Annotated in this window: 7 protein-coding genes and 3 pseudogenes; 3 read left to right on the plus strand and 7 right to left on the minus strand. The window is 52.4% G+C overall.

Annotated elements, in window-relative coordinates; translation table 11 throughout:
* Positions 1-167: 167 nt before the first annotated feature.
* Positions 168-359 (plus strand): hypothetical protein, encoded by a 192-nt coding sequence (locus KPG66_RS16020; RefSeq protein WP_237071459.1) that lies wholly within the window; start codon positions 168-170, stop codon positions 357-359.
* 114 nt (positions 360-473) lie between these two features.
* Here KPG66_RS16020 and KPG66_RS16025 read toward each other — a convergent pair whose 3' ends face one another.
* Positions 474-905 carry a CBS domain-containing protein gene (locus KPG66_RS16025; protein WP_041754887.1) on the minus strand — a complete coding sequence of 144 codons (432 nt, stop codon included), beginning with the start codon at positions 903-905 and terminating at the stop codon, positions 474-476.
* Positions 906-1,121: 216 nt separating this feature from the next.
* Here KPG66_RS16025 and KPG66_RS16030 point away from each other — a divergent pair, with 216 nt between their 5' ends.
* Positions 1,122-1,784, plus strand: coding sequence for a UdgX family uracil-DNA binding protein (locus KPG66_RS16030; protein ID WP_083813551.1), 663 nt, complete (start codon positions 1,122-1,124; stop codon positions 1,782-1,784).
* A gap of 141 nt (positions 1,785-1,925) precedes the next feature.
* Here the strand turns inward: KPG66_RS16030 and KPG66_RS17810 are convergent.
* A pseudogene (locus KPG66_RS17810) lies at positions 1,926-2,319 on the minus strand (transposase); the annotation flags it as partial.
* Between the two features lie 61 nt (positions 2,320-2,380).
* Complete coding sequence (locus KPG66_RS16040) at positions 2,381-2,578, minus strand: hypothetical protein (RefSeq protein WP_237071461.1); 198 nt, start codon at positions 2,576-2,578, stop codon at positions 2,381-2,383.
* Positions 2,579-3,040: 462 nt separating this feature from the next.
* Here KPG66_RS16040 and KPG66_RS16045 point away from each other — a divergent pair, with 462 nt between their 5' ends.
* Positions 3,041-3,478, plus strand: a complete 438-nt coding sequence (locus KPG66_RS16045) for a DUF29 domain-containing protein (RefSeq protein WP_237071462.1) — start codon at positions 3,041-3,043, stop codon at positions 3,476-3,478.
* A 51-nt stretch (positions 3,479-3,529) separates the two neighbouring features.
* Here the strand turns inward: KPG66_RS16045 and KPG66_RS18120 are convergent.
* From KPG66_RS18120 to KPG66_RS16060, 4 genes and pseudogenes are all read right to left on the minus strand, one after another.
* A pseudogene (locus KPG66_RS18120) lies at positions 3,530-3,698 on the minus strand (integrase core domain-containing protein); the annotation flags it as partial.
* Between the two features lie 400 nt (positions 3,699-4,098).
* Positions 4,099-4,209, minus strand: a pseudogene (locus KPG66_RS18125) (hypothetical protein); the annotation flags it as partial.
* Positions 4,210-4,679: 470 nt separating this feature from the next.
* Positions 4,680-6,269, minus strand: coding sequence for a phenylalanine aminomutase (D-beta-phenylalanine forming) (locus tag KPG66_RS16055; protein ID WP_237071463.1), 1,590 nt, complete (start codon positions 6,267-6,269; stop codon positions 4,680-4,682).
* Between the two features lie 225 nt (positions 6,270-6,494).
* Positions 6,495-9,703, minus strand: a 3,209-nt coding sequence (locus KPG66_RS16060) for a non-ribosomal peptide synthetase (RefSeq protein ID WP_442929459.1), incomplete at its 5' end; no start/stop codon positions are given.

The following is a 9,703-nucleotide window of genomic DNA, read 5'->3' on the forward strand; positions in this document are numbered from 1 at the left end:
GCCCACCCCAGCAAGGCAAGGCGATGGGAGCAGCCACTAACGATGACAGCAGCCGCTAAGATGACAACTGTTGAGCCGGCGCCCAGGGGCGCCGGCCGCTTAGCCAATCCCTCCAGGCACGCGGTTTGCGAGACTGTTGGTTGTTGTTTTATGGAGCCACGACCAATATGTCAACCAAGGAACACATTTCGCGTGACAAGAAAGAGGAAGCAATCGATAAGTCGGTCGAGGACACCTTTCCTGCCAGCGATCCGCCCGCGACAGGCGGCGTGACGAAAATCGTGCCCGACGAGCAACCGTCGCACGGCAGCCAGGACGATAAGGAGAATCCGCCTGCGCAGCCTTCGGGCAAAAACTAACCGCTTTCCTGGACCACTACGCCGCAATGTCGGCGTGGTGGCCGCACCGGTCGTCACGCCGACGTGAAACACTTACACGCCATTCACGCGGGGCAAGCGCCACCGTCTTGTGTATCAGTGATGTCGCGTCTGCGACACGCCCTCCAGCGTATTGGCCACCTCGTCATGCGACGCGCCGACACTACGCGTGGCGACATCTCCGAGCGACAGCACGCCCACCAGTTCCTTCTGACGATTGATCACCGGCATGCGACGCAGTTGCGCGTCGGCCATGCGCTTTTGCACAGCATCCAAATCGTCATCTTCCATACACCATTCGACCTGCGGCGTACAGACCTCACTCACCGGACTGTCAAGTTCCTTACCGGCCGCCAGCGCGCGCACCGCAAGATCGCGGTCCGTAACCATGCCGGTCAGCTTGCGGCTTTCGCATACCGGCAGCACGCCGATATCGTACTGGTCCATCAACTCGGCGGCATGTCGAATCGTATCGGACGGGCTGATATGGACGACGTCCCGAGACATGATTTCCTGAACGCGATGCATGGACAACCTCCGTGAATATGAGTGAACGATTGCCTTTAGCGTCGAGCAACGGACGTGCCGCATGCTCGCATACGCGGCCCCACTATCACGTCGCCGTTACGCGACTGCTTTTTACAATCCACAGGCAAAAATGCATGGCGTGTACACGGCATCTGGAGCACGGCGACCCGGGACCGCAGGCACGCATCGTGCAAGAGGGTTGCCAGGAGTTTCGTTATGACCGAGCGCATGATGACCACGCGCAAACCGACGACGCAGGAACACGGAAAGATCGAAATCGAACCGCACCAGCAGCCGCAAGGCCTGGACGATTGCCGGCGCTGTGCGCTGTGGCACGACGCGTCGCAGCCGGTGCCGGGCGAGGGACCCGCTCATGCACCAATCATGATGGTCGGCGAACAACCCGGCGACCAGGAAGATCGACAAGGCCGGCCATTTGTCGGTCCGGCTGGCGTACTACTGGACGACGCGTTGCGCGAGGCCGGCGTTGCCCGCGACGATGTCTATGTGACGAATGCCGTCAAGCACTTTAAATGGGAACCGCGCGGTAAGCGGCGCATGCACAAAACGCCCGCACAGCGCGAAATTGAAGCGTGCCACTACTGGCTCGACCGTGAATTCGATACGGTCGCCCCCGCGGTGGTCGTCGCTCTTGGCGCGACAGCGCTCAAAGCCGTGCTGCAAGATCGGACCGTGACACTGCAGCGTTCGTTGGGCCAAACGATTGAGTACGGCGGGCACTTTGTCATCCCAACTTACCACCCATCGTTTGCCCTACGGGCGCCCGATGAGCCGACGCGACAGCGCGCCTATGCGCAAATCGTCGACGCGCTGCGGCGGGCAGGGAAGCTGGCACAGCAGCTCGAGCAGCAGGGCTAGCCGCCACGCCACTGAGCCCGGGATAGCCCCCGTATCGCCGCCGGAGGATCAGCGATCGGCTTTTTAGCCATTAGCTGGATTGCCCCCTTACATCCGGACACGGTCTTACACTAAGGTTGATAAAGTGGTCCTGCGTCGTAACTGTATTGCTCGAGCCAATTGCTCGACTTGCGCACGATCCTGCTCGTTGGCCAGCGTCACATGCAGTGCTAGCAATTGCCCCAGCATGTTGACTGGCAGATGTATCTTGAAACTCTTGCGGCGCTTCGCGCTATCGTAGCCGGCGCGCGCACCGAACTGCGGCGTGGACTGTAAGATGCGGCTATCCAGGATTATGGCGCTAGGCTGCGCCTTGCGCCCATCGCATATGCGCAGCATTTCCCATAAGTCGTGCACGATCGCCTCGAAACACCCCGCGCGCATCCAGCGCTGCGTCTGTTGGCAGACCGCTTCCCAGGGGGCAAATCGTTCGCAGCCTACGCCACGGCGCGCCACTCCTGACCAGCCAGCGCAGCATATTGAAAACTTCACAAAGCTTTCAACAACGTTGTTTGCTGCGCTACGCACGAGGATAAACTCCTTTTCATGTGCATGGCTTACCAACGAGGTAAAGTCGCTGTAGAGCCAAATCGCGTATCATCCAAACATTTTTCTTTCGCAAAACTGCCAAAATCAACATAGAAAAGCATTTGAGCAGCACGCCACCGATACAGGAAGGTAGCAGTGGTCGAAAAAGAGGTAATAATTATGTTGTCCATATCTATGCAATTAATTCTTTGGAAAATCTCGTTCACCTGTGCTCCACGTTCTCCCGCTCTTGACTTAAGCGCGAAGTGCAGAAAAAATCATGTTGGACTAAACTAGCATAGTGCTCTATTTTTATAAGCAGACATCCGGACACACAGCGCTTTTCTTGATCTACGTCACGTCAATTTTTTAAATTACAGCCATGATGTCGAATATTGGATAAGCCGTGGGAAGACTCGCTGCTTCTGCACTGCATAACAGAAGTGCATGCGCACCAACCCTGGCCAGCTGCAACGACCGGCTGAATATTTCGGATAGCCGCTGGTCAGAATAACGTACTGCTCGAGATGGAAGGCTTATCTAGCTGCACCAAACAGTGCACAGCGTCGTGTGTGTCCTAACAAAGTTCTGGGAGCTGCCAGGAAGACCATCGGCAGAGTAGCTAAGCGATCTTGAAATGGTGTACAAGTGCATTTATTATTTAACTCTATTGTGTAAGTGAAACGAACATGGGAACGAGATACGAGCAGGACGTGGTTGCGTGGGCAAACGAGCAGGCCGCCCTGCTACGCTCCGGCAAGTTGTCGGCCATCGATGTCGAGCATATTGCCGAGGAGATCGAGGACGTGGGTAAGAGCGAGCAACGCGAGTTAGCGAGCCGGATGTCGGTACTGCTGGCTCATCTGCTAAAGTGGCAATTTCAGCCTTCGCGCCGCAGCAAGAGTTGGCAGTTCACGATCCGCACGCAGCGTAAGGAAGTCGCCTATGTACTAAACGAGGCCCCGAGCCTTTGCGGTAAGTTCAGCGATGCCGCGTGGCTCGATATCGTCTGGTCAAAGGCCCGCAGCCTTGCAAGCAACGAAACTGGGCTAGATCTCGATGTGTTTCCGGCAGAGCTGCTGTGGTCGGTCGATGACGTGCTATCGCAAGAGTTTTATCCTGAATAACGGAAAAATCGCCTGGAGTTGCCCCCCTTAGTCCCGGACACTGCCTCAAACTCAAATTAATGAATCGATCCTGCGTCGGAACTTGCATGGCAAGCAATATTTCAACGCGCTATGAGGATACTTTTCGTTGTAGTGCTCAACTGCAATGGCGAGATGACGCGCAGCCTGGCCACGTCGGTTTGAGCATGAAAGCCACGTAGGCGCGCTTCATCGTCTTCACCCCGCACGCCTGGCGCAATACGCCCCAGACTTGCCGATAGCCGTAGCTCGATAGCTCGGCGATGATCAGCCGAATCTCTCCGACCAGGCCAGCATCGCCCGTTGCCCAACTCGTGCGCCTGTCTCGCCAATCGGTCGGCCGTGCCAGCGTTGCCGCCACGTTCGAGCACGCTACACCGGGAACCTCGCAGAGCTGCTTCACTGCTCGTCCAGCGGCAACGAGACAAGCACGCCATCTATTTTTTGCTCAACCGTACTGCACGACTTCGCACAGGATTTTCACTCCCATCGTTTTGTGCCCAGCAGCCGTTGAAATGACTTAATCAGTTTCAGCGCCTCCAGTTCTAATGCCGACACGGATGTCCTCAGCCGCGCTGGCTGCCGTCCTAATGCTACTTACATCAATGAAATCGCTGATTCAGATTCACGCCGCGTTGACGCGCCGCCATTGAGACGGTCTTGCCCACATCAAAACTCTCCCGCACCACTGCCAGCTTCTTTTGCGCTGACCGCCGCCGGCGCCCCGCCCCACCCCGCCAGCACTTCCATCACTTCTCGCTTGTTACTAATCAGAAACACAGTCGTATGCCTACCGATATTTTAAATAGCAAACTGTGTCCGGAGATTCATGAGGTTGTTCAATAACCCTCATTTCCCAAGATTCAATCACAAAGACACGGAACAACGCAACGCAGATTTTTAGGCGTTCCCGAGCCAATGGTAGAAACTGTTCAAACAACTTACCGATCGACACGCCACTGGCACCGGAACACAATAATTGCTCTACCATGGAAACGTCAACGTGCCGCGTGACGTTGGAAGGTAAATTGCTCATACCGCATTTATAAAAGCTTTGCCTTTGAATTTATCTCAAACCACAAAAATCAAAATTTCAAATTACAAGGGTAGCGTCATGCATTGAATTCTCCATCAGATAATTTTATTTACCGACACGCTTACCCCCATTGTTTATACACAAATTTTATACAACATGGCTATCAGTCGCCCCCAAAGACTGAGCCATTTCATTTCGAATAAACATAGCAATATTTTCTAGATACGGAGTAAGCGACTCATCTTTTTCAAAAAACGGCAAAAAAGACCGTACTGAATTATAAAGCATAGCAGTATGAGTTCCTAATTTATCAGCACCACGAATATCAGCTGCTTGACACGCACACAGAAGTTCGAAGCTTATAACATAAACAGTATTATTAAATATTTCCTGTGCACGCCGAGCGGCCACAAGACCAAGTGATACAATATCTTGGAAGTCAGCTGTTGAGGGCAATGAGTGAATGGAAACTGGCACACATAAAGACCGGTTTTCCGAGGCAAGTGAAGCACTCATGAACTGGCCTCCCATCAATCCAAGCCGAATTCCTTGTTCGTTCGCACAAAGAAATGGTGGCAATCCATTGCTATTATTTTTATCCATAAATCTATCGATACGCCGATCCGACAAATTACTCAGCGTAACCAATGCGATAGATAAATGGTCCATCGCCATCGAAATATACTGCCCATGAAAATGCCCATTATGGTACACATCACCATGCTTCGGAATAACTAAAGGATTATCATTGCTAGAATTTAACTCATTTTCCACTACGCACTTAACATAATCAACAGCATCCCTAATCGGTCCAATTATTTGCGGAGTACAACGCAAAGAATATGCATCTTCGATTTGATCGGTAACACTATCTATCACATTATCGAAAAGTTGCGAACGAAGATTTTTTGATACATCATCCTCACTACTTATCATATTACTGTCCGCAAGCGCATTATAGATATTTGCTGCGGACGCTTGCTGACCTCGATGCGGTTTTTCTTCGTGCACCAACGGCGAAAATACCTTACGTTTTCCCTTCAACGTTTCTAAAGTTAAAGCCGTTATTGACTCATACGACTTAATCAATTTCTCCACATCATTTACCATTAGACACGCCAACCCAGTCATGGCTGAAGTTCCATTTATCAACGCCAAACCTTCTTTATAACTAAGTCGGAGTGGTTCAATATTAGTCTTGCGTAGCGCATCCGATGCACTCATGATTTCCCCTTGATACCTAACCTTCCATTTTCCAGTTAGCGCCAATGCAATAGCAGCAAGTGGGCCCAAGTCTCCACTGGTACCAAGAGAACCCTTCTGAGGTATGCAAGGGCAGATCCCTTTATTAAAAATTTCTACAAATTTTTGAATGTTCTCTAGCGAAATTGCAGATACCCCTCGCGCAAGCGAGTTGATACGCGTCAACATTGTCGCTCGAACCACAGAATCATCAAAGTATGGACCAACGTTTGTTGCGACTGCTGCAATGAGGTTTTCTTGCGTTTGCGTGGCATACTTTTCTGGGATAAGGTATTTAACAAACCCACCCATACTTGTATTTACACCATAAATTACCTTTCCTTGCAAAAGAAGATCGTCAAGCAACTTTCGTGACGCAACAATAGACTCGCATGCTTTTTGACCAAGGCGAACATGAATATCAAAATCATATGCTGCCCTGGCAATATCACTCGCTCTTATGCGCTCACCTGTAATTTCTAGCATGTTATTCATAAAAACCCCTCTCAAAAGTATAGGTTACTAAACATTTTCAACACACCAAACATTCATGCTCAGACACAACCACACTGCAGATCGCACCCAATTAATCGAAACAGCACAAATTAATTCAAAATTTATGTGCCATGCTTTTTCATGCTAGCCTCATCATCAGGACTAGTTAGACAGCCCCGATACACTCCCTGGATAGTTTTAAACGGCCTAATATTCCGTAAAGACCTACTGCACTGCATCAGTCTCTCCTTGGATATGTTTATCCACCGGCTCATTCAACTTACGAGCTAAAATTTCACCAATTACAGTTGCTGGTTCCTGCCTGAGCATTTCTCCGTGACTACAGTGCACATCATAAACTTCTATATTTCCAAGCACGTAGGGCTTCCACACATCAGGAGAAATTAGTACATCATCTTCAACCTCTGTTCGGGTAGCTCGAAAGAATACCGCATTACCAGCGTACACCGCCGGACAAAAATCTTTTAAAATTCGTGGATTATTTTTTGCAATTTCATAAGCATTTTCCAAGAATTCTTTACTCATGGATTTAATAAACTCATCACCGTAGTGATCGGCAAGGGCAGCATTCACCATTTCCTGGTCAATTTCGCCTTCTTTGTTTACAAAATACGATCCTGGCCGACTATCTAGTAAAGCTAACAACGCCACCTTTTCACCTTGCTGCTCAAGTTGGACGGCCATGCTATGCGCGACTATGCCTCCCAAGCTCCACCCTAACAGGTAGTAAGGTCCTTCTGGCTGGATTTGGCGAATTTGCTCTAAGTAGTCTGACACCATGTCATTAATGGTAGACGGAAGTGGCCTTGCGCCGTCAAACCCACGGGCTTGCACTCCATAGAGGGGCTGGTCACTGTCTAAAAAACTTGACAGGCTAATGTAGCTCCAGCTCAAACCGAATCCGGGATGCATGCAGAAAAGAGGAGGACGACTGCCTTTAGGCTTGAGAGGAAGCAAAACAGAAAACGAACTTTCTTGAACACCATTGAGCTGGGCCAAACGTTGTGCTAAACCGGCGACAGTGGGTGCTTCAAATACCGTGCGAATGGTAAGGTCAACCTTTAACACCTTGCGAATACGATCGATCAAACGCATGGCCAACAAAGAATGGCCGCCTAAGTCAAAAAAACTGTCGTCAATGCCTACGCGAGGCAAGTTCAGCACTTCTGTGAAAAGTTCCGCCAATGTCTGTTCATGTGGCGTACGAGGAATGCGATATTGGGCTGGTGCCAAATCCGGTTCAGGCAGCGCGCGTCGATCAAGCTTGCCATTCGGCGTGAGTGGCAAAGCATCCAAACGCACGAATGCAGCCGGCACCATATAGTCGGGCAAGCTAGCGGCCACATGCGCACGCAACGTATTCACCAACTTTTCATCGGCGTCGGCTACCACATATGCAACAAGCTGCTTATTAATGCCCTCACCTCGCACGAGCACCACCGCATCACGCACCTGCGGGTGTTGCACAAGAGACGCCTTGATTTCGCCCAGCTCAATGCGAAAGCCCCGAATTTTGACCTGCTCATCATTGCGGCCTAGGTACTCCAGATTGCCATCGGGTCGGTAACGAGCCAAATCGCCCGTTTTGTACATGCGTGCATCGGGTGCGTCCGAGAACGGATTAGGTACGAAGCGCTCAGCCGTCAACTCGGGACGGTTCAAATAGCCACGGGCGACACCGACTCCGCCGAGATACAACTCCCCAACCGTACCGAGTGGCACCGGCTGGCCGTGCACATCAAGCAAGTAGACCTGCGTGTTCGCGATGGGCCGCCCAATTGGGATAGTGTCTTCTGCGCATGCTGCTGGACACGTCCAAAACGTTGTACCAATGGGATTTTCAGCTGGCCCATACAGGTTGTGCACTTGCACGTCGGGCAGCAGCGTTTGACACAACCGGGCGGTTACGCCGGACAGTGCCTCACCACCGCAAATTAAATGTTTCACGGATGTGCAGCGCTGAACGCCTTCCGTATCCAAGAAAATACTCAGCATGGAAGGCACAAAGTGAACCGTCGTGATGCGCTGCCGGGCAATGAGATCGATCAAAGCGACAGGCTCTTTATGAGCATCGGGGGCGGCTACGACAAGGGTCGCGCCATTGAGCAACGTCCAAAAGAACTCCCAAATTGATACATCGAAGTTAAAGGGTGCTTTTTGGAGAACGCGGTCAGCGGGCGTCAGACTATAACCTCGTTGCCGGTCAATCAGCACCTGATCTTCATTTGAGATGCCCTTGGACTTTGTCACCTCGAATAAGCGTGTGATTTGAACGTGTTCGATCATCACGCCCTTCGGTGTGCCGGTGGAGCCAGACGTGTAAATGACATACGCCAGATGGCGAGGCGTCAGTTCGGCTACCCGTGGGTTGGGTGCAGCTTGATCGAGCGGTACATCCAGCTCAAGTACGCTTCGGTACGCAAGCGCCGCTTCCCCCAACGTGGCTCTACCCGTTGCATCCGCTAGTACGATCGTTGGTGCTGCATCACTCAAAATATGCGCCAGGCGCTCGGACGGATACGCGGGATCAAGTGGCACACAAGCGCCGCCCGCCTTCATGATCGCCAATAGCCCCACGACCATCGCCGGCGAGCGCTCGACGCAAATCGCCACTCGGGCATCCGGCTTAACCCCCAATTCAATGAGCCGATGCGCGAGGCGGTTCGCGCGTGCATTGAGCTGCGCATAGCTTAGGGTCTGCGCTTCGTACACCAGCGCAGTAGCATCGGGGCTACGCTCCACCTGTGCCTCGAACAGCTGATGAACACACTGGTGGGCTGGGTAGGGAGCCGTCGTCGCATTCCATGTTTGCAGCAGCAGCTGGCGCTCATCCGCCCCCAGCATCTGAAGCGTCGCCACCGGTTGCTGTGAGCAAGCCGCCATCGCCTGCAACATCGTCGTCAGATATCCAACGTGCCGCTCGATCGTCGCGGGGTCAAACAACGCACTCGCATAGCACAATGCCCCGATAATTTCGTCGCCTGCTTCATACAGGTGCATTTCTAGGTCAAACCGGACCATGTCGTAATCGAGGTTGGCAGACGTGACATCCAGTCCGGGTAAGCGCCACTGCCCTGTCTCATTACTCTGCCACGCGAACAGCACTTGAAACAGCGGCGTGTGATTGAGCCGGCGCGGCGGCTGCACAATCTCAACGACCTGCTCGAACGGCAAATCTTGATGTGCCTGCGCATCCAACGTCGTACGTCGCACGCGCTTAAGCAGTTCGCTTGTATTGGGCTCGCCGGACAAATCCACGCGCAACGCCAGCGTATTGACAAAAAAGCCAATCAACGGCTCGATCTCACGGTGCCCCCGGTTCGCACTGGGCGTGCCAATGACTAGATCATCTTGGCCCGACAAGCGCGCGAGCACCGCACTCCACGCCGCGAGCACTGTCATAAATAGCGTCG

This window comes from Mycetohabitans sp. B2 (genome assembly GCF_021733735.1).
GTDB classification, from domain to species: domain Bacteria; phylum Pseudomonadota; class Gammaproteobacteria; order Burkholderiales; family Burkholderiaceae; genus Mycetohabitans; species Mycetohabitans rhizoxinica.